Annotated in this window: 19 protein-coding genes and 1 pseudogene; 6 read left to right on the top strand and 14 right to left on the bottom strand. The window is 71.6% G+C overall.

What is annotated here, in order from left to right; genetic code table 11:
• Nucleotides 1-126 precede the first annotated feature (126 nt).
• The gene (locus tag ACIRF9_RS24875) at nt 127-786 is read left to right on the top strand and encodes a response regulator (RefSeq protein ID WP_403826436.1); all 660 of its coding nucleotides are present in this window, start codon (nt 127-129) and stop codon (nt 784-786) included.
• 61 nt (nt 787-847) lie between these two features.
• Here the strand turns inward: ACIRF9_RS24875 and ACIRF9_RS24870 are convergent, their stop codons facing one another.
• The 8 genes and pseudogenes from ACIRF9_RS24870 to ACIRF9_RS24835 all read right to left on the bottom strand — a co-directional run bounded on the left by ACIRF9_RS24870 (nt 848) and on the right by ACIRF9_RS24835 (nt 8,650).
• On the bottom strand, nt 848-1,147 hold the full coding sequence (locus ACIRF9_RS24870) for a hypothetical protein (protein WP_403826178.1): 300 nt from the start codon (nt 1,145-1,147) through the stop codon (nt 848-850).
• Nucleotides 1,148-1,236: 89 nt separating this feature from the next.
• A complete protein-coding gene (locus ACIRF9_RS24865) occupies nt 1,237-2,082 on the bottom strand; it encodes a hypothetical protein (RefSeq protein WP_403826175.1) in 846 nt (281 codons plus the stop codon).
• 134 nt (nt 2,083-2,216) lie between these two features.
• The gene (locus ACIRF9_RS24860; protein WP_403826172.1) at nt 2,217-3,377 is read right to left on the bottom strand and encodes an RNA-guided endonuclease InsQ/TnpB family protein; all 1,161 of its coding nucleotides are present in this window, start codon (nt 3,375-3,377) and stop codon (nt 2,217-2,219) included.
• 406 nt (nt 3,378-3,783) lie between these two features.
• Nucleotides 3,784-3,939 (bottom strand): annotated as a pseudogene (locus tag ACIRF9_RS24855) (IS200/IS605 family accessory protein TnpB-related protein); the annotation flags it as partial.
• 3 nt (nt 3,940-3,942) lie between these two features.
• Nucleotides 3,943-5,229 carry a glycosyltransferase gene (locus ACIRF9_RS24850; RefSeq protein WP_403826169.1) on the bottom strand — a complete coding sequence of 429 codons (1,287 nt, stop codon included), beginning with the start codon at nt 5,227-5,229 and terminating at the stop codon, nt 3,943-3,945.
• Nucleotides 5,230-5,372: 143 nt separating this feature from the next.
• On the bottom strand, nt 5,373-6,293 hold the full coding sequence (locus ACIRF9_RS24845) for a peptidoglycan-binding protein (RefSeq protein ID WP_403826166.1): 921 nt from the start codon (nt 6,291-6,293) through the stop codon (nt 5,373-5,375).
• A gap of 85 nt (nt 6,294-6,378) precedes the next feature.
• Nucleotides 6,379-8,382, bottom strand: a complete 2,004-nt coding sequence (locus ACIRF9_RS24840; RefSeq protein WP_403826163.1) for a BTAD domain-containing putative transcriptional regulator — start codon at nt 8,380-8,382, stop codon at nt 6,379-6,381.
• Between the two features lie 94 nt (nt 8,383-8,476).
• Entirely contained in the window at nt 8,477-8,650 is a 174-nt protein-coding gene (locus tag ACIRF9_RS24835; protein ID WP_403826160.1) for a hypothetical protein, read from the bottom strand.
• 337 nt (nt 8,651-8,987) lie between these two features.
• Between ACIRF9_RS24835 and ACIRF9_RS24830 the strand changes: the two genes are divergently transcribed.
• The gene (locus ACIRF9_RS24830) at nt 8,988-9,791 is read left to right on the top strand and encodes an SGNH/GDSL hydrolase family protein (RefSeq protein ID WP_403826157.1); all 804 of its coding nucleotides are present in this window, start codon (nt 8,988-8,990) and stop codon (nt 9,789-9,791) included.
• A 43-nt stretch (nt 9,792-9,834) separates the two neighbouring features.
• Here the strand turns inward: ACIRF9_RS24830 and ACIRF9_RS24825 are convergent, their stop codons facing one another.
• A complete protein-coding gene (locus ACIRF9_RS24825; protein WP_403826154.1) occupies nt 9,835-10,404 on the bottom strand; it encodes a DUF6461 domain-containing protein in 570 nt (189 codons plus the stop codon).
• A gap of 191 nt (nt 10,405-10,595) precedes the next feature.
• On the opposite strand from ACIRF9_RS24825, the gene ACIRF9_RS24820 reads away from it, so the two are divergent.
• The 3 genes from ACIRF9_RS24820 (at nt 10,596) to ACIRF9_RS24810 (ending at nt 14,274) form a co-directional block, all read left to right on the top strand.
• Nucleotides 10,596-11,435, top strand: coding sequence for an inositol monophosphatase family protein (locus ACIRF9_RS24820; protein ID WP_403826433.1), 840 nt, complete (start codon nt 10,596-10,598; stop codon nt 11,433-11,435).
• Nucleotides 11,436-11,522: 87 nt separating this feature from the next.
• On the top strand, nt 11,523-12,746 hold the full coding sequence (locus tag ACIRF9_RS24815) for an AAA family ATPase (RefSeq protein ID WP_403826151.1): 1,224 nt from the start codon (nt 11,523-11,525) through the stop codon (nt 12,744-12,746).
• Between the two features lie 19 nt (nt 12,747-12,765).
• On the top strand, nt 12,766-14,274 hold the full coding sequence (locus ACIRF9_RS24810) for a VWA domain-containing protein (protein ID WP_403826148.1): 1,509 nt from the start codon (nt 12,766-12,768) through the stop codon (nt 14,272-14,274).
• A 31-nt stretch (nt 14,275-14,305) separates the two neighbouring features.
• Here ACIRF9_RS24810 and ACIRF9_RS24805 read toward each other — a convergent pair whose 3' ends face one another.
• From ACIRF9_RS24805 to ACIRF9_RS24785, 5 genes are all read right to left on the bottom strand, one after another.
• On the bottom strand, nt 14,306-15,721 hold the full coding sequence (locus ACIRF9_RS24805; protein ID WP_403826145.1) for a hypothetical protein: 1,416 nt from the start codon (nt 15,719-15,721) through the stop codon (nt 14,306-14,308).
• A gap of 260 nt (nt 15,722-15,981) precedes the next feature.
• Nucleotides 15,982-16,362 carry a hypothetical protein gene (locus ACIRF9_RS24800; protein ID WP_403826142.1) on the bottom strand — a complete coding sequence of 127 codons (381 nt, stop codon included), beginning with the start codon at nt 16,360-16,362 and terminating at the stop codon, nt 15,982-15,984.
• 54 nt (nt 16,363-16,416) lie between these two features.
• Complete coding sequence (locus tag ACIRF9_RS24795) at nt 16,417-16,704, bottom strand: SCO5918 family protein (protein ID WP_403826138.1); 288 nt, start codon at nt 16,702-16,704, stop codon at nt 16,417-16,419.
• 143 nt (nt 16,705-16,847) lie between these two features.
• The gene (locus tag ACIRF9_RS24790) at nt 16,848-17,051 is read right to left on the bottom strand and encodes a cold-shock protein (protein ID WP_007383480.1); all 204 of its coding nucleotides are present in this window, start codon (nt 17,049-17,051) and stop codon (nt 16,848-16,850) included.
• A 230-nt stretch (nt 17,052-17,281) separates the two neighbouring features.
• Complete coding sequence (locus ACIRF9_RS24785) at nt 17,282-17,620, bottom strand: MerR family transcriptional regulator (protein ID WP_403826135.1); 339 nt, start codon at nt 17,618-17,620, stop codon at nt 17,282-17,284.
• 334 nt (nt 17,621-17,954) lie between these two features.
• Between ACIRF9_RS24785 and ACIRF9_RS24780 the strand changes: the two genes are divergently transcribed.
• The gene (locus tag ACIRF9_RS24780; protein ID WP_403826132.1) at nt 17,955-18,707 is read left to right on the top strand and encodes a DUF899 domain-containing protein; all 753 of its coding nucleotides are present in this window, start codon (nt 17,955-17,957) and stop codon (nt 18,705-18,707) included.

Here is an 18,707-nt window from a genome sequence, read left to right as displayed (position 1 = left end):
GTCCGCGCCCGGGTCCGCGCCCGGGTCCGCGCCCGGGTCCGCGCCCGGGTCCGCGCCCGGGTCCGCGCCCGGGTCCGCGCCCGGGTCCGCGCCCGGGTCCGCGCCCGCGTCCGTGGGCAGCGCCGCATGACGATCCGGGTGCTGATCGCCGACGACCAGGCCATGGTCCGCACCGGCTTCGAGATGATCCTGTCCGCCCAGGACGACATCGAGGTCGTGGCCCAGGCGGCGGACGGCCTGCAGGCGGTCGAACTCGCCGAACGGCACCGGCCCGACGTGGTGCTGATGGACATCCGCATGCCCCGGCTGGACGGCCTGGAGGCGCTGCGCCTGCTGACCCGTCCCGGCCTGGTCGACCCCCCGAAGGTCGTCGTGGCCACGACCTTCGACGACGACGAGTACGTCCACCGCGCCCTGCGCGACGGCGCCTGCGGCTTCCTCCTCAAGGACTCCGGCCCCACGCTGCTGATCGAGGCGATCAGAGCCGCCGCGTCCGGGGAGGCCCTGGTCAGCCCGTCCATCACGCTCCGCCTGCTGCGGGGCCTGCCGGGCGCGGCCGCTCCCGCTCGCCCCCGGGAGCCGCAGGGGCCCGTGCTGTCCTCGCGCGAGACGGACGTGGTGCGGCTGGTGGCCACCGGCCTCACCAACGCGGAGATCGCGGCCGAACTGTCCATCTCCGTGGGCACGGTGAAGACCCACCTGGGCAACGTCCAGGCCAAACTCCCCGCCCGCAACCGCGTCGAGATCGCCGCGTGGGCCTGGCGGTCGGGCATCGTCGACGAGTGAGGCGCGCCGTCACCCGGCGGACCGGGGCGTCGACCGTCCGTAGCCGCGTCGGCGCCGCGACTCAGGCTTCTTCCATGGCTTCGCCGAACTCGCGCAGCACCTTGCTGTGATGGTTGCGGGCGAGCTGGTGTCCGACGGCCAGGACGAGTGCCACCGGCCATTCGAGGATGTCGACGGCGGCCAGGACGGCCACGCCGGCGAGGAAGGCGAGGTGGTCGGCCGGGGGGAGCTCGAGGCGTGTGCCGCAGACGTCCAGCGTGACGGTGTTGTGCGCGATGGCCTGCTCGGCCGCCGCGCCGGCCGATGCGGTATTCGTGCCCGACCCGCCCGTTGACGCGGTCGTGGTCGCCGTCGGTTCCATCGCCGCTCACCTACCCCTGGCGATGCGTTTTGCCATGTTTTGTTCCCTGTCAAGCATATCCACGGCGCGCGGGCCGTGCAGGGAGGGCCTCAGCCCGCGGACGGGGGCGGTTGGTGCGAGGGCGGTGACGGGGGCTGGGCCGGCGGGTACGGCTGCGCGGCCGGCGGATAGGGCTGCGCGGCCGACGGGTACGGCTGCGCGGCCGACGGGTACGGCTGGGGGACCTGGCCGGTCGGCCACGACTGGGGCGGATGGGTCGGGCCGGGGCCGGCGACGGCCGGGCGGCGGGTGCCGAGGGCGGTGAGCACGGTCGCGCCGAGGGTCAGCAGACAGGCGCAGAGCAGCAGGTAGAAGCCGGGGCCGAAGGTCGTGGACCGGCTGTCCGTGTCCCACTGGGTGTCGCTGACCGCGGACATGGCCACCGTCATCGTCGTACCGAACAGCAGCACCGCTCCGGCGACACCGAGCGCCCGCACCGCCGGGAGCCGACGGCCGGCGCCGGACAGGAGGAGGACGGCCGCGACGACCGCGACGAGGCTGCCGACGAGCAGCGGGATCCCGTCCAACTGCGTGACCGAGTGCGCCTTCTCGCCCGGAATCGTGGTGGTGAAGGACCACGCCTTCGCGACCGCCTTGTAGGCCTCCTTCTTGTCGCCGTCGAGGTACTCCTTCGACTCGTCCAGCGCGACGAACGACCCACCGACCGTGAGGGCGGCGCCGAGGAGCAGCAGCGCGCCGGACACCCGGTCGGAGACCGTACCGGGGTCGGTCGGCGGGCCGGGCGGTCTGCCGTAGCCGGTCGGCGGTATGGCCGGGTACGGGGAGTGGCCCCCCTGCTGCGGGGGCGGAGCCGGCCAGCCGGACGCGGCTGCCGCCGTCTGGGGCGCGGGGGCGGGCTGCCCTGTGTACGGGCCGGGTTGTGTCGGTTCCGTCATCTTCCGATGGTAGTCAACCTCTCGGCCGTGAACGACCGAGCTTGTGCGGCTCGGCTGGTGTTCACACCTTGTCGCGTTCCCGACTGCCCCCTACGACGGGACGGTCACGGGTCGCATCTCGCCACCCCGGGGCGTTATGTGCTTGGGGTGGGGACGGGCATGTTGACGAATGCCCACGCCGAGCGTGCGCGGGTGCGCACGTTGACCCCGGCGACGTGGTCTGCGGGCCCAGCGAGGCCGCACCGACGACAGCAGAAGGTGTCCCGGGTGGGCCGGTTGGCCCGCTCGGTGTTCCCGCAGCGCGGACAGCGCTGCGAGGTGTAGGCCGGATCCACCTCAAGAAACGGCACCCCGGCCCGGCGGGCCTTGTACTGCAGGTGCTGCCCCAGCTGATGGAACGGCCAGGAGGAGATCTTGTCCCGCTGGTCGCGTCGAAGCCGTACCCGGTCCCTGATCCCGCCGAGTTTCTCGACGGCGATCCCCCGACCGGTGCGTTGGGCGACGGACACGATCTCCTTGGCGATTTTGTGGTTCACGTGGGTGGCATGACGTGTTTCCTTCCCCGAGCGGCGGGCGAGGCGCCGGACCGATGAGCGGGTGCCCTTGACCTGGAGTTCGGTGCGCTTCTTGGCGTGCCAGCGGCGGTACCGGGTGAGGCGGCGTCCTTGATGGTTGGTGCCGTCGGAGGTGGTGGCGAGGTTGACGATGCCCCGGTCCACCCCGATGCAGCCCACCGGCTCCCGCACCGCCACATCCGGCACCTCACACGTTGCGAGGAGGTACCACTTGCCCTCGACCTGGACCAGGTCGCTCTCGCCGCGCCGGTACTCGACCAGGGTCTTGAGCTGGTCGGGGTGCCCGGTGTAGCGCACGTTCTTCATGCGGCCGTCGACTGTCCAGATCGACACCGTCCGGGCGTCCGTCTGCCATGACAGGCACCGGTCGTCGAACGGCTGGGCGGCCTCCGGCCGGAACGCGACCGGCCCCCCGGTCGCGTTGCGCCACCGCTTCGAACCGACCTTCCCCAGGTTCCCGGCCTTCAGGTTGGCGCGCAGGGTGGTGTAGGCGTCCACGGCCTTCTTCACTGCCCGCACCGCCGGCTGCGCCGACAACCCGAACATGGCCTTCACATCGCCGTACACCAGCTTCTGCAAGGCGTCCCGGCCGTAGGTCTTCTCCTTAAAGGCGATCTTCGCGGCGTAGGTGGCGGCCCTGTTGCATGCGCGCAGGGTCGCCTCAAGCGCCGACGCCTGCTCCGGCGTCGGCAGCAGCTTCACCCGCACCACCGACCTCACAACCCCGGACCGTAAACCCCCACATCACACGAATACACCCCCTCGGATATCAGTCCACCGAACGGGTGATGCAGCTCGCGCGTGCGTTCGCGCGGCGTTGCCCGGCTTCGCCGGGTGGCGCTGCCGGAGCTCCGCTCGGTGAAACAAGGCTGCGGCAATGCTCCGCATGGCAGAGACGGGAGTCGATTCCTCCCAGGCGTGAATGCCCGGGCTCCTCGACAGAATCAGGTGAACTGCGCGCTTTGGTAAGTGAGTTGAATGCCCGCGAGTACAGCGCGCCCACTTCTCGCACACAACGGCACATTGGTCTCGCCGTACCGTTCCCAGAGACTGAGCGGGAGTGAGTCCTGTTGTCAGGACTCTTGCTCAGCCGCGTGCTCCGAACGGTGAGGGGCTGCTGCCTGCGTCGGGCGTGGTGCAGCAGCCGGGTCGGCGCGTGCCGGATCTGGGCGTCCCGCTGCCGCGAACTGCCCGACAGGTCGTAGGAGAAGCGCTGGGGTTCGCCGACGGGGTTGCCGTGGGTGTCCAGGTACCAGGCGGCGAGGTGGTCGTCGTTCATGTCTCTCTACTCGGCGTCGGCGACCACGTCCGCCACGACGCCCAGCGCGTCGTACCGGAGGAACTCGTCCCGCAGCTCGGCCGCGCGCTTGCGGTGTCCGGGCTCCGCGAGGACGGTGCGTACGGCGTCGAGCACCGCTTCCCGCGACGGCGTCCCGGTGCGCAGGTCGATACCCGTGCCGCTCCACGCGACCCGCGCCGCGATCTCCGGCTTGTCCTCTCCGGCGCCGCCCACGACGAGCGGTACGCCGTGCCGCAGGGCCGTGTGCACACCCCCGTACCCGCCGTTGGTGACCAGGACGGACGCCTGCGCCAGGAGGTCGTCGAAGGGTACGTAGCCGCCGACCCGCACGTTCGGCGGTACGGCCCCGAGCTCGGCCGGGCCGTCCGCGCGCGCCGTCACCGCCACGACCAGGACGTCCTCGCCGGCCAGGGCGTCGACGGTGGGCCGGACCAGCTGGGTGAGGTCGTCGTTGGCGAACGAGCCCTGGGTGACCACGACGACCGGCCGGGTCTCGTGCTCCAGGTCCGCCCACCAGTCGGGCAGCGGCCGGTCCTGGTGCGATGCGGCGGGCAGCGGGCCGGCGAACCGGTAGCCGGCCGGCGCGTCGCCGCGCGGGTACTCGAAGCCGGGCACGGTGAGCTGGAGGTAGTGGTCCGGCACGGTGACCATGCAGTCGAGGACGAAGCCGGGCAGTTCGGTGCCGCTCTCCCCGAAGTTCTCCTCCAGATGCCGCTGGGTGCTCGCGAACAACTCCCGGACCTTCGCGTTCATCGCCCGGTGCTGCGCCTGGGCGTCCTCCCCGGTGACGGGCGGCATCGCCAGGCCGAGCGGCGGGGCGTCCTCGCTGAGCAGGGTCGGCAGGGTGATCCCCAGGCCGACCGTGACCGGGCGGTGCCCGGGGGCGGCGGACAGGGCGAGGGCGGTCGAACCGAGGAAGAGCGGGTCGCTGATCACGACCGACGCGGGGAAGCGGGACAGCAGGGTGCGCAGCGCGCGGTACTGGGCCGCGGTCGGGTCGCCGAAGATGTACTTCATGTCGTACTCGAGCTGTGCGGGGCCCTGCGGTATCGCGGCGCGCTCGGGGAAGTAGACGTCCAGCTTCCGGTCGTCGAAGTCCGCGGCCGGCGGCAGCGACACATGGCGGGCCCCCGTGGCGCGCACGTCGTCGGCGAACCGGGCGCCGGTCAGCACCGTGACCTCGTGTCCGCGCCGCACCAGGTCGGCGGCGATGGTGAGGACGGGCTGCACATGGCCGTGGAACGGCGTGGCGGCGGCGATGACTTGGGCCACGGGGGACTCCCTGCGATCGATGGGTCCGCCGGGTTGCGGCGGGCGATGCCACGGGATCGTAGGAACGCGGTGTGTAGAAGTTGTTGGGCACAGTTTCCGCACTCCGCGCGCCGGGTTCCCGTGGCAGGGCCCGCCCCGTGCCGTCAGGAGAACAGCAGGCGCCAGGTCAGCGGTCCGGGGGTGCCGTCGGCGTCGCCGCGCAGTTCCTTGCGGGACTTCTGGAAGTCCCGCACGTTCAGCCGGTCCGCCTCGCCCCACGTCTTGCTCGGACCGACCTTGTAGTGGTCGCCGAAGCCGCGCTTGACCAGCTGCTTGCCGAGCTGGAGGACGTGCGCGTTGGTGGCGCCGGCCACGAAGTACTTGCGCCCCGGGAACGCGGGCACGGTCGGCTTGGCGGGGGTGGTCGTCTGCGGGGTGTCGTCGTCGCCCAGGTCCAGGTCGGCCTTCGCGTACTTGAGAATCCTGGCGAAGTCGATCGCGCCGGGGTCGCCGTGCACGTTCTCGGGCACGTGCATGTGCCCGCAGACCCCCTTGAAGTCCGTCCACCGCGCGGCCGTCATCCGCTGGCCGCCGCCGCTGCCGTACGACGACGGGTACGCGGGCCACGACTTCGGGCCGGACAGCGGCACACCGTGCTCCTCGTGCATCCAGGACAGGAAGCGGGCGACGCCGTGCAGCGCCCAGTCGGGGGCGTCCGGCCAGTAGACGTGCGCCGTGCCCGCGGCCTTCCACTTCGCGTGGGTCTTCGGGTCGCAGGTGCCGACCAGCTCGACCTGGCACACGTTCAGGGTGTTCGTCTCGACGCCGCCGCGCAGGTTGACCAGCGCCCTGGAGGAGGTCTCGATGTCGAAGTGCTGGTACCACTTCAGCTTCTTGGCGGCGAGGTCGGGGACCGCCGTCAGGTTCGGCGCGGTGGAGCCGCCGTCGTACCCGGGCAGGGTGGGGCCCTCCGTGGTGTGCAGGACGACGACGTCGACCTGCATCGGGTCACCGCCGAAGTCGTCCTGGTACCAGTTCGCCCGGCTCGCGCCGGGGTAACGCTGAGGTCCTGTCTTGGTGCTCATCACGGACTCCTGGGGATATGGGTCCTCGCGCGTGTGGCGGCGAGGTGGTGTGAGGTGGAGTGACGAGAAGGTCGGTGCCCTCGGCTCAGGGGGAACCGTGGCTTCGGGCGTGGGCCACGGCCGCGGCGGGGCCCGCGGCCCGCAGATGCCGGGCCAGGCGCGCCGGGTCGGCATCGTCACGGCCCGCCAGCTCGCGGGCGAGCGCGGCGTGCCGAAGTTGTCGGGAGGACGGCGTCTGGGTGCTCAGCACCACGTCACGGGGCAGCTCGGGCAACCGGTAGCGGCCGGTGCCGGCCGTGGCGGGTTCCGGGTCCCAGACCAGGATCCGGGCGGTCACGGCCGCGTCGATCAGCGGCAGCAGGTGGTCCGGCTCCAGGCCCTGTGCGTCGGCGAGCAGTCCGAGGTCCAGCCATTCGCCGTCGGCGGCGGCGTAGGTGAGCATGGTCCGCACCGGATCGGGCAGCTCGACCAGGCGCGCGTGCAGGATGCCCCGTACCGCCGCCGGTACCTGCGCGTCCGGCCCGAAGCGCCGGGCGGGCGGCAGCTTGAGCAGCTCGGCCAGGGCGAACGGGTGTCCCTCGCACCGCCGGTGCAGCGCCGCCGCCTTCTCGCGGGTGGCGTCCTCGCCGCGAGCCGCGAGCAGCTCGGCCACGTCGTCGGCGGTCAGGGGGTCCAGGGTCAGCCAGGTCGCGCCGATCAGGGCCAGTTCCGCGAGCAGCATGCTGGACGCCGGGCTGTCGCCGTTGCGCAGCGTGCACACGAACATGACCGGGGCTTCCCGCAGCACCTTGGCGAGCCGCCGCAGCAGGCGGTGGAAGCCCTGCGGCGCCTGGTCGAGGTCGTCGACGACGACCAGCGTGGGGGCCTGCGTGAGCTCATGGACGACGGTGCCGAGCGGGTCCTTCTGCGCCACCTCGTCCTCGGCGGAGTCCTTGCCGTCCTGCCGCAGCGCGTCCAGCAGCTGGACGGTGGGGCAGGTCTGGGTGATCCCCCGGTTCCCGCTGAGCGCCTGGCCGGCCCTGGTGCGGGCGACGGTGAACCCGGCCGCCGCGGCCCGCGCGGACAGCTCCTCCAGCAGCCGGGTCTTGCCGGATCCCTGCTCTCCGTTGATCACGGCCCAGTGGGGGCGGCCCGCCGCCGAGGCCGCCAGCAGGGCGCCCAGCTGCTTGGTCGCCTCGCGCCGGCCCACGAAGGGGGTGCCGGCGGCGGGGCCGGGGTCCGGGTGCGCACACGTGGTGGTGAAGTCGGGGCCCTGGGCGAGCGGTGTGACGGGGACGGCCGTGGCGGGGTCGGCCGGGTGGGAGGTGCCGAGCACGACGACGTCGTGCCGCAGGATCGCGGTGTGCAGGTCCCGCAGCTGGGGGCTGGGGTCCAGGCCGAGTTCCGTGGCCAGCATGTCGCGGTACCGCTCGTACTGCCGGAGCGCCTCGACCGGCCGTCCGGCCGTGTACAGCGCGCGCATCAGCAGCGCCCAGGACGTCTCGCGGAGCGGGGCCTTGACGACGAGGCCCTCGGCGACGGCGATCGCCGGTTCCGTCTCGCCCTGCTGGACGAGGATCGCGGCCTGCAGTTCCTTGGCGTCCTGGAGGGCGCCGTCGAGCCGGGTGCGCTCGCGTATCGCGAAGGCGTGCTCGCCGGCCTCGGCGAGGGCCTCGCCGCGCCACAGCCCGAGCGCCGCGTCGATCTCCTGCCGGGCGGCGGGCAACTGGCGGTTGCGCAGGGCGTCACGGGCCCTGCTGACGGATTCCTCGAAGAGCGTGGTGTCCCGTGCCGAGCCGGGCACCTTCAGGGCGTAGCCGGCCGGGCCGCTGACCAGCATGGTGGACCGGCCCTGCCGGACCGGGTCGAGGACCGCGCGCAGCCGGCTGATGTGGGCGCGTACGGAGGAGGCGGCTCCCGTCGGCCGGTCGGTCGGCCACAGGTCGCGGCAGAGGGTGTCCTGCGAGACGGGGCGGCCGTCCTCGATGAGCAGCCGGACGAGCAGCAGCCGGCGCTGCCGGGGCCCCAGTTCGAGGGAAACGTTGCCTTTCAGTACTTCGACAGGGCCGAGGACGCCGAACCGCATCTCCTGTCCGTGACGTGAGTTCATCGGGTGGGCCCTCCTGGGCGGCGCTGGGTGTGAAGGGGCCTCGCCGAACGCGGCATCGGGGCATGCAGGGTACGCGATGGATTCTGTCAAGAAGTCAACCAACGCTGCGTTGCTCGGCTGTTGTCTGTGTGTTGTTCGCGACGGCGCCGGCTTCCGGCGGCTCGTTCCACCAGGGACTGCCGGCGACCGCGATCGCCGTGAAAAGCAGCAGTGCGAGGACGCCGAACAGAAATGCCCTGTTGTGTCGCCCGGGCGTGGAAACCGTCACGATGGCCCCTTGAGAACTTCTTCCTCTGCTGCATTCCGCGGCTGTCGATCAGCACGGTTGAATTCTCGAAGGGCGGGCGCCGCGGCACATCGGCTCGGAATCTGATCCGCGCGCAGCACATCTGCAACCAGAGTTAGAGACCGGGACTACGACCGTAGTCGTAGTCCTGCGGAGAGCGCAGGTCAAGGCCTATCTCAGCCATCTTCTTGAAGGGGAGTCAATTGTCAGCAACGTGTGGACAATAACTGTGCAACAAGCCGGAGTCGCCTGCTTTCCGCGCCGCTGTACGATCCTCACTCCTCACATCGATGCAGACTTTCCCATCCAGAAGGAACTCATGCGTAAATTGACGTCGGCCGTCGCCAGCGCCGTGATGGCATTCGCCGGAATGGCCGGGATGATGAGCACCCCCGCGCAGGCTGCGGACGAGCTGGAATACGTGGCTCTGGGGGATTCGTACGCATCCGGGGTCGGCGCGGGTTACTACGACAGCTCCAGCGGCGACTGCAAGCGCAGCCAGGTCAACTACCCCACCCTGTGGGCGGCCACGCACGCGGACTTCAAGCTGAAGGACGTCTCCTGCAGCGGCGCGACCATCGCGGACGTGCGCGCCAACCAGCTGTCCGCCCTGAGCGCCGAGACCGCCCTGGTCACGCTCACGGTGGGCGGCAACGACGCCCAGTTCGCCAGCGTGGTCGAGGCGTGCCTCACCCAGAGCGACAGCTACTGCAAGACGGCCACCGACTGGATGTCGTACTACGCGAAGAACCAACTCGTCGACGAACTCGCCAGTCTCTACAAGGACATCAGGGCCAAGGCCCCGGGCGCCGCGTTCGTCGTCCTCGGCTACCCCCAGCCCGTCGCCGCGACCGGCTCCTGCGGCGCCATCGACCTCAGCTCCGCCAAGCGCACCGCCATGAACGCGATGGCCGACGCGCTGGCCGAGGGCGCCAAGGCCGCGGCGGCCAAGGAGCCGACCTACTTCGTCGACATGCGCGACACGTTCAAGGGCCACGAGGCCTGCGGCTCGGACCCGTGGATCAACGGCGTCAACCTCTCCGACCTGTCCTCGACCTTCCACCCCAACCTGTCGGGCTACCTGGGCGGCTACACAGCAAAGCTCAACGAAACCACGGGCTGACCCCGCCCGGGCCACCCGCACACCACCCCCACCTGAAAGCACGTCAGCCAGGTGGGGGGAGGAGCACGGTCCGGAGCCGGGTGTCCCTCCAGGCCGGGTCGACCGTGACGCCCGTCGTGCGTTCCATCAGCGCCAAGGATTCGGCGCAGAGGGTCTCCATGTGAAAGGAGACGTCCGCCGCCCAGGCGGGCACCTCCGGCGGCGGCTCCATCCAGGCCGCGTCCTCCAGTTCGAACGGGTCGAACATGCCGTCCACGTGCCCGTCGACGGCGTACATGACCTGAAAGCAGGCATTGATGTCCCGGTACACGCTGAAGAACTCCCCGCCACCGGCCGACGCGCGTCGGGCCGTCTCCGGCATGCTTCCGTGGTAGCCCCATTCGATGGCGACGACGTGGGTCCCGACGGTGACCACCCGGAGCAGGTCGCGGCGGTGGGCCGCCTGTTCGTCCCTCACCTCGTCGAACGTCATCAGGCGCCACACCCCCGGGTCTCCCCCGAACGCCCGGATCACCTCGTCCTCGGTCCTGCCGGCGATCACGGAGAAGGTGAAGGCGTCCCACTCGTTCCCATCGGCCCACGCGTACCGGGCAACGAGGTCCTCCCACACCACGGCGTCCCCTTGGGCTGAGCGTGTCCTGTCGTCGTGGCGTCGCACTCTACAGAGCGGTCGGTACGGCGGCTTCCAAGGCACCGGGCCCCCAACGGCGTGAGCCGCCCCGAGCGGCTACCGTCCCGGTAAGCGGGCGGATCGGCGGTGACGACGTGGAGGGGCTGGTGAGGGCTGTGCGGCGGTTCGATGCGATGCCGGGCACGGGCGGGGACGCGGGGGCGGGGGCAGGAGCGGAATCGGCGCCGGTTCTGGATCTCGGGCGGGCGTTGGGCGTCGTCACGGAGCTGGCCGCCTGGGCGGCGGAGGTGATTCGGCGGGGTGGCGGTCCGACCGTGGACGTGCGGGAGAAGGCGGGGCCCGCGGACATCGTGACGGCGACCGACATGGCGGTGGAGTCGCACGTCCGGGAGGTGCTCGGGCGGGCCTTTCCCGGGCACGGGATCGTGGGGGAGGAGTACGGCGAGACGGAGGGCGACCCGGACGCCCCGCACTGGGTGATCGACCCGGTCGACGGCACCACCAACTTCGCCCACGGTCTGGGCTGGTGCTCCTTCTCGCTGGGCCTGGCCGCCCCCGACGGCACGCCGCTGCTCGGCGTGGTGGCGGATCCGTGGCGCGGCGAGACCTTCACCGCGGTCCGAGGCGGCGGCGCCCGCCTCAACGGCACCCCCGTCCGGGCCTCCGGCCACACCACCCTCACCGGCCATGTCTTCCTCACCGAGTGGGCGGCCCACGCCCACTGGCCCGGCATGGACGCCCTGCTCGCGGAACTCGCCGACCGGCACTGCACGGTGCGGGTCATGGGCTCCACGGCCCTGTCCCTGGTCCAGGTGGCCGCGGGCCGGGCGACGGCGGCCGCGATCGGCGAGTTCCACCCGGTCGACGGCCTCCCGGCGCTGCTGATCGCACGTGAGGCGGGCGCGGTGGCCCTGCCCGAACTCCCCGCCTACGACGAGCCGCTGCTGCTGTCGGCACCCGGCGTGGCCGAGGAGACGGCGGCACTGTGGCGGGCGAGCCGAAGCACGTCGTGAGGGGACCTGAGGTCGCGGCTCGTCGTAGATTCGGGCGGAAGGGCCGTCTCGTCGGCCCAACAGGGCATCACCGGCAGGGAGTTGAGCGTGGGCGCACAGGAACAGGAAGTAGAGGACGCGCAGGGCGTACCGGACACGGCCGCGAGGCTGCGGGCGATCAGTGACGAGCTGGCGGAGCGTTTCTACGAGCGGGCCGACGTGGTGCGGACGCTGGTGATCACGCTGCTGGCCGGACAGCACTCGCTGGTGCTCGGCCCGCCCGGCACGGCGAAGTCCGAGCTGGCCCGCGAGCTCACGGGCAGGATCGAGGGGGCGTCCTACTGGGAGATCCTCCTGTCGAAGTTCACCGCGCCGACGAGGATGTTCGGTCCCATCGACGTCGCCGCGCTGGCCCGGGGCGAGTACCGCCAGGTCTACGACGGCCGCGCCACGACCGCGCACGTCGCGTTCATCGACGAGATCTTCAAGTGCTCCACGGCGGCGCTGAACGAGACGCTCGGGTTCCTCAACGAGCGGATCTACCACCCCGAGAACGGCGGCGAGCCGATCCGCTGCCCCCTGATCGGCGCCATCACCGCGAGCAACGAACTGCCCGGCGAGGAGGACGCGGCCGCCGTCTACGACCGGCTGCTGGTGCGCCTCGAGGTCGGCTACCTGGAGGACCCGTCGAACTTCGCCGCGCTGGTCCGCTCCGCCGTCAGCCGCCCGGAACCGCCGACACGGACCACCGTCGAACTGACCGCGCTGCGGCACGCCGTGACCGAAGCCGTCCCGGCCGTGGACGTCCCGGACCTGATCGTGGACGCCGTGTGCACACTGCGGGCCGCCCTGCGCCGCAAGGAACTCGTCGCCTCCGACCGCCGCTGGCGGCAGGCGGTGGGCCTGCTCCAGGCGTCCGCGTACCTCGACGGCCGTCCGGCGGTCGCCGAGACCGACCTGTCGGTGCTGACCCACGTGCTGTGGGACTCCCCCGCCGACCGCCCGACCGTCGAGCGCGAGGTGCTGCACCTGGTCAACCCCGACGCCAAGGAGGCGCTCGACCTGGCCGACACCATCGACGAGCTGGAGGCCCAGCTCGACGCCATGGCCGGGCAGTCCCGCGAGGCGCTGAGCGAGTGGGTCATCAAGAAGGCCCACAACAAACTCGCCCTGGCGGGCAAACGGCTGGAGAAGCTCCGCGAGGAGGCGGCGGGAGCCGGCCGCTCCACCGTCGCCATCGACCGGGTCACCGGCCGCCAGCGCGCGGTCCGCGCCCGCGTCCTCACCGAGGCCCTCGGCGTGGACGCGAGCACGGTGCAGGCCCAGCTCTGAGCACAGGGGAGTCCGGACCATGAGCGGGAGTCCGAGCGGGCCCGGCCGGCACACCACGGCCGTGGTGACGGACCGCTTCGACCGGATCACCTGGCGCGACACCTACGAGCAGTCGGCCGCCCTGCGCGAGCTGGCCGAGGAGCTGAACGAGCGTTACGGCGCCCACCACCAGGGCGATCACACCACCGACCTCCTGACCGACGCCTTCCTGGCCGCCTACAAGGTCGCACCGCGGCTGCGCGAGCGCGCGGAGATGAGCCCCTCCCGGCTGGTCAACCACCAGGTCGTCACCGCACTGGTGGAGTCACCGGAGTTCGCGGAGCTGCACCGGGAGACGGCCGGCGACCCCTACGCCGCCGCCATGGCCGTACTCGCCCTGGCCACCGCGCTGCGCCGGATGCTGGAGCACTCCCGTCAGGCCCAGCACCGGTCCGAGCAGGCGGAGCGGGCCGGCCAGGACGCCGAGGCGCTCCGGAAGGCCGCCGACGCCGTACACCAGGCCGCCGAGCCTGCCGAGGCCACCGCGCGGCAGGCCGCCCAGGAGGCCGCGCAGGCCCTCGCGGCGGCCGCCCCCGGTGTCCGCGTCGCCGCGCGGAGCGCCGCGATGAAGGCCGCCGAGGCCGTACGGGAGGAGGCGGCGCTGATGCGGGCCTGGGGCGTCGGCCCCGGCGAGCTGGAACGGATGCCGTTCGACCAGCGCGCCCGGCTCGCCGAGCGGCTGCGCTCCGGCCGTCTCGCCCAGTGGGCCGAGCTGATCGGCCGGTTCCGGCGGATGGCCGGCGGTGAACGCGCCCGCAAGGTGGAGAACCCCGCGGGCGAGCTGGTCGGCGTCACGCTCGGCGACGACCTCTCCCGCGTCATCCCCTCCGAGCTCGCGGGCCTCGGCCTGCCCGAACTGCGTGCGGTGTTCGCCGCGCGCTACGCCGCCGGGGAGCTGATGCTCTACGACAGCCAGGGCGAGCAGGCCACCGGCCGGGGCGCCGTCATCGCGTGCGTCGACACCTCGCACTCCATGTACGAGGCAGGGCCCGGCGGGGTCACCCGGGAGGCGTGGGCCAAGGCGTGCGCCCTGGCGCTGCTGGACCAGGCCCGGCACGCGGGGCGTGACTTCGTCGGCATCCTGTTCTCCGCCGCCGACAAGCTCCGCGTCTTCCGCTTCCCGGCCGACCGGCCCGCCGGCATCGCCCGGACCCTCGACTTCGCGGAGACCTTCCTCGGCGGCGGCACCGACTACCAGCGCCCGCTGGCCGCGGCCGCCGAACTGCTGGAGGAGGAGTTCAACGACGCCTCCCGCATGCGCGGCGACATCGTGATGCTCACCGACGACGACTGCGGCGTCACCGAGGAATGGATGCGCGGTTGGAACGAGGCCAAGCACCGGCTGGGCTTCCGCGTCTTCGGCGTCGCCGTCGGCACCCCGCGCGCCGCCGAGGCCGGCTCGGTCCTGGAGGCCCTGTGCGACAACCTCCGCTCCGTCGAGGACCTCACCGACGTCCACGCCGCGGCCGACCTCTTCCGCGTGATCTGACCCGGCCCGCTCACACCGGAACCGCGACCCGTCATCGACCCAGGCGCGTGACGAGGGTGTGGCAGTCCGCGACCAGTCGACCGGTCGTCTCGTCGATCAGGGCGAACGGCTGGAGGCCCAGGGTGATGCCGGCCAGCCAGCCGGTCAGATCCTCGGCGATCACCTGGCCTCCGGGACTGCCCTCGAACGCGGGAATCAGGGCGAGGAGCATCCGCGCCCAGTCGGCTCCGTACACACGGAACTCGTAGCGCATGGACATCACCTGGGCCCGGGAGGCCGCGGCGAACAGGTAGTGCGCCTCGCGGCCCAGGAGACCGGCCGTCGGGGCGGCGGCGGGGTCCGGATCGTGCAGGAGGGCGACGGTGAGTTCGGCCAGCAGCGTCGCCACGGCGGGTGCGGTCTGCGTCGTGCAGCGCAGTGAGGGGACCACGGTCGTGGCCCGGTCCGCCGGGTCGAACGCGAGGTCCCGCAGCACCGACGGCACTCTGTCGTCACCGAGGATGCCCGCGGCGGCGGTCAGGGCGGCGGAGAAGGACATCGACGGCGGCCTGCCCCCCTGCCCGGCGTCCCGCTTCCCGGTGCTCTGTCCGGTCAGGGACTCCCACACCCGGGTGGCCTCGGTGGCGGCGGCGGGATCGGTTTCGCGGCCCTCCCGGATGAGCTCCGCGCCCTCGTCCGTACGGTCCGCGGCACGCAGACCGAGTCCGTGGCGGGTGAGGGCGGCGGCCAGATGGGCCAGGTCCTGGGGGGCGTTCGGCAGGGCCATGACCCTCGCGCTGTGCACCTCCGTCGCACCGGCCGCGAGGGCGATCTCGGGCCGCCCTTGTTCGGTGTGCACCCGTGCGGCGATGCCGGCGGCCCCGCGCAGATACCGTCCGTGCATGAAGGACTCCGCGGGAGGGCCGCTGTTGATCGCTTCGGCCTTGGAGAGGTAGTACCGGACGGCCCAGTCCGCCGAGCAGACGGCGAGGTCCCGGTCGCCGTAGCCGTACAGCACGTCCGCGTTCAGGGCCAGCACCCGGGCGAGGTCCAGGTTCAACGGGTGGGTGAGGTCGTCGGCGCCGAGCTCCAGGTAGGCCGTGACCGCCTGGTCCGACTCGATGACGGCGGACACCCCGCGCCCCAGACTGCTCAGCACCAGTGCCGTGCGGGCGTGGACGTCGGCGATGAGCGGCAGCATGTCGGGTTCGCCGAGCTCGTGCAGTTCCTCGTAGACGCCCGTGCACTCCGTGAGCGCCTCGAGCGCCTGGTCCGGTTGCTCCGCACTGGTGAGCGTCGAGCCCAGGCCGTACAGCAGGCTGCCGAGCGCCCGCTTGGCCTCCAGGTCCCCCGGGTTCCGCTCGAGCTCTACGTACATCAGCCGCCGGGCCTCCTGCTGCAGCGGCGCCGCCTCGGCGGACAGTCCCCTGAGCATCAGCACCTGCGCCTCGGAGAACAGGTCTCCCACCCGTCGGCGAAGATCGGCGGGGGCGGGGTGCCGATCCGGCTCCGGACCTGCTTGTGGTCCTGCTTGTGGTCCTGCTTGTGGTCCCGTTTGTGGTCCCGTTTGTGGTCCGGACGAGCCGGACTTCGCCGAACGACGCCACCTCATGCGCCCGCCCCCTGTCGGATGACCATGCCGGCACGTCCCCGAACCCCACCTCTTTCATCCCCGGCCAACTGGCCGACAAACAAGGTGAGTTGACAGCGTCGAGCCCGGCAGGGGCCTCACTGGTCCGCGTAGCCGATGTCCCCGACGGTCCAGGCGCTCACGTCCTTCAGCGCGACCCGGTACATGCCTCCCGTGTCGGGGATGCCGAAGCTGCCCTGGAGGATCCGGGCGACGTGGAAGTGGAGGTGCGTGGGTCCGTCACCCCGTTCGGGCTGGTGGTGGCCGCCGCCCTGGGGCGGGGTGAACACGGCGGCGAACTCGCTCAGGTCGTCCGAGTCCCGCAGGACTTCGGCGACGCGCTGCTTCCACAGGGCTTCCGGGGCCAGCCGTCCCGTGATGACGGCTCCCGGGATCACGACGGTCAGGGACATCTGGCTGCTGTGCCGCGTCTCCACCATCGCGGCGATCGCGACGAGCAGGTCGTCAGGGTGCGTCATACCGGAAAAGCGTAGTCCGGCGACCGGCGCCCGGGCGTGGTGGGAACCCGGCCGTCACCAGCCCAGCGCATCCTCGTCGGCTCGCGCGTCCCAGCCCTGCGCGACCGGGCGCGCTTCGTGGCAGGTGAATCCGAGCTGGGTCAGCGCCCGGCGCATCTCGCCCACGGTGAAGTCGCGGCGGTTCTGCCTGGTGATCACTTCGCCGACCTGCATGACGGGGTAGACGTGGCGGCCGACGGTCACCGCCAATCCGGTGACGGGTTCGGGCGTGACGCCGCTCATCGACTGCTCCACCTCGCTCTTGATGAGGTCGAACGGGAATCGCGCGATGACACAGCGCATGGTTGCCTCCAGGAATGGGCCGAAGGAAAAACGTACGGAGTGCCGAATCGGCGGACCGGGAAATCAGTTAAATCCGGGACGGCAACGGATTGGGGCCCGCACCCCAAGAGTGCGGGCCCCAGTCACGGGATGTCGCGCCGACGTCAGGCGGGAACGATGTTCTCGGCCTGCGGGCCCTTCTGACCCTGCGTGACGTCGAAGGTAACCTTCTGGCCTTCCTGAAGCTCACGGAAGCCGCTGGTGGCGATGTTCGAGTAGTGGGCGAACACGTCGGCGCCGCCACCGTCCTGCTCGATGAAGCCGAAGCCCTTTTCCGCGTTGAACCACTTCACGGTGCCAGATGCCATAATGAATCTCCCTTGGGGGCAGTGCCGGACTCCGCACTTTACGGATCCGAGTCGCCGCGATGATCAGCCTCTCCGGAAAGATGTCGGAGAGCTCTCCAAAGAAAAATTCTCTGGCAACCAAAACTGCAACTGCTGTCACGCTAACACAGGTCGGATGGAAGCCCCCGCGGGTTTTCGGGATGACCGGAGATTTTCATCCTGTCGGATCCCTTGTTTCTGCACCGGCGGGACTAGATATCCGTACCGTCGTCGTCCAGCTTCCGGCGCAATTCCCGGTTCGCGCGGAGGGCGTGGTCCAGCTGGTCCTCCAGAGCGACGATGCGGCACGCGGCCTCGATGGGGGTGCCCTGGTCGACGAGCTCACGGGCACGAGCGGCGGTGCGCAACTGACGGCGGGAGTAGCGGCGGTGGCCGCCCTCCGAACGCAGGGGAGTGATCAGCTCGGCCTCGCCGACGGCCCGGAGGAAGGCCGGGGTGGTGCCGAGGACGTCGGCGGCGCGCCCCATGGTGTACGCGGGGTAGTCGTCGTCATCGAGGTTCCCGGCGGCGGGGACTTTCTGAGCGGGCATGACACCTTCGTTTCGGGGGCGCGGCGAGGGACCCGGGCGCGGCACCCGTGCGCCGAAGGATTCAGCACCATCTGCCCCGTGCGACAACCCTAACTCCGGCGGGTACGCAGATGTGGTCCCGCCGTGACAGCATTCCGCCGCCGGGGGGAACCAAGGGCACCTCCCGGCGCGGTCACCCGGGTGGCGCGGTCGCTCGGTGAGAAGGCCCGCCGTCGCGCGCGTACGGTGGAACCGAGGCCGGACGGGCATGCCGGCGCAGGCCGTGCCGGCAGCCGCCGCAGGCGACCGCCCGCCGCGAGGCGGTGTTCCGCTCCCACATCAGGAGGGAAGGGCCATGCCCGAGCACAAGGTCGGCACGCGGGAGGAATTCGAGGCAGCCCGACAGGAGTTGCTCGCCGAGGAGAAGGCGCTCACCCGGCGCGGCGACGAACTCGCGCGCAAACGACGGGAGCTTCCCTGGGTGCCGGTCGAGAAGGACTACGGCTTCGAGACCGAGAGCGGGACCAGGTCGCTCGCCGACCTCTTCGACGGGCGTTCCCAACTGCTCGTCTACCACTTCATGTTCGGCCCGCCGTACGAGGCCGGATGCCCGGTCTGTTCCTCGATCGCGGACACCCTCGACCCCAACGCGGTCCACCTCAGGGCCCGCGACGTGACCCTGATCTGCTCCTCGCGGGCGCCGCTCGACAAGCTCCTCGCCTACCGGGAGCGGATGGGCTGGAGCTTCGACTGGGTCTCCACCGTCGGCGGCGACTTCCACCGTGACCTGGGCTTCCTGTACACGGAGGACGAGCTGAAGCCGTTCTTCGAGGGCGGGATCCCGCCCACCGTGAGCCAGATGGCCGAGGCGTGCGGCACGGACGTGCTCGGGTACGTCACCGAGGGGCCGGGGCTGAGCGCCTACGCGCTCGCGGACGGCACCGTCCACCGGACGTACGTCACCACCGCGCGCGGCCTCGAGCTCGCCATGCCCTACTACGGCCTTCTCGACCGGGCGCCGCTGGGCCGCCACGAGGAGGGCGAGGACACCCACTGGCTGCGCCGCCACGACGAGTACGGGACGGCCGATCCTGCGCGTCCCGCGTGA

It is taken from the genome of Streptomyces sp. NPDC096132 (genome assembly GCF_044763345.1).
In the GTDB taxonomy this organism is placed as follows: domain Bacteria; phylum Actinomycetota; class Actinomycetes; order Streptomycetales; family Streptomycetaceae; genus Streptomyces.
The sequence above is the reverse complement of the archived record's forward strand: the minus strand, read 5'-3'. Positions and strand labels throughout refer to the sequence as shown.

Bases quoted from the DNA above. Each gene is read 5' to 3' on its own strand.
- ACIRF9_RS24875 (WP_403826436.1), top strand. From the start codon at position 127: ATGACGATCCGGGTGCTGATCGCCGACGACCAGGCCATGGTCCGCACC.
- ACIRF9_RS24870 (WP_403826178.1), bottom strand. From the start codon at position 1,147: ATGGAACCGACGGCGACCACGACCGCGTCAACGGGCGGGTCGGGCACG.
- ACIRF9_RS24865 (WP_403826175.1), bottom strand. From the start codon at position 2,082: ATGACGGAACCGACACAACCCGGCCCGTACACAGGGCAGCCCGCCCCC.
- ACIRF9_RS24845 (WP_403826166.1), bottom strand. From the start codon at position 6,293: ATGAGCACCAAGACAGGACCTCAGCGTTACCCCGGCGCGAGCCGGGCG.
- ACIRF9_RS24840 (WP_403826163.1), bottom strand. From the start codon at position 8,382: ATGAACTCACGTCACGGACAGGAGATGCGGTTCGGCGTCCTCGGCCCT.
- ACIRF9_RS24830 (WP_403826157.1), top strand. From the start codon at position 8,988: ATGCGTAAATTGACGTCGGCCGTCGCCAGCGCCGTGATGGCATTCGCC.
- ACIRF9_RS24820 (WP_403826433.1), top strand. From the start codon at position 10,596: ATGCCGGGCACGGGCGGGGACGCGGGGGCGGGGGCAGGAGCGGAATCG.
- ACIRF9_RS24810 (WP_403826148.1), top strand. From the start codon at position 12,766: ATGAGCGGGAGTCCGAGCGGGCCCGGCCGGCACACCACGGCCGTGGTG.
- ACIRF9_RS24800 (WP_403826142.1), bottom strand. From the start codon at position 16,362: ATGACGCACCCTGACGACCTGCTCGTCGCGATCGCCGCGATGGTGGAG.
- ACIRF9_RS24795 (WP_403826138.1), bottom strand. From the start codon at position 16,704: ATGCGCTGTGTCATCGCGCGATTCCCGTTCGACCTCATCAAGAGCGAG.
- ACIRF9_RS24790 (WP_007383480.1), bottom strand. From the start codon at position 17,051: ATGGCATCTGGCACCGTGAAGTGGTTCAACGCGGAAAAGGGCTTCGGC.
- ACIRF9_RS24785 (WP_403826135.1), bottom strand. From the start codon at position 17,620: ATGCCCGCTCAGAAAGTCCCCGCCGCCGGGAACCTCGATGACGACGAC.
- ACIRF9_RS24780 (WP_403826132.1), top strand. From the start codon at position 17,955: ATGCCCGAGCACAAGGTCGGCACGCGGGAGGAATTCGAGGCAGCCCGA.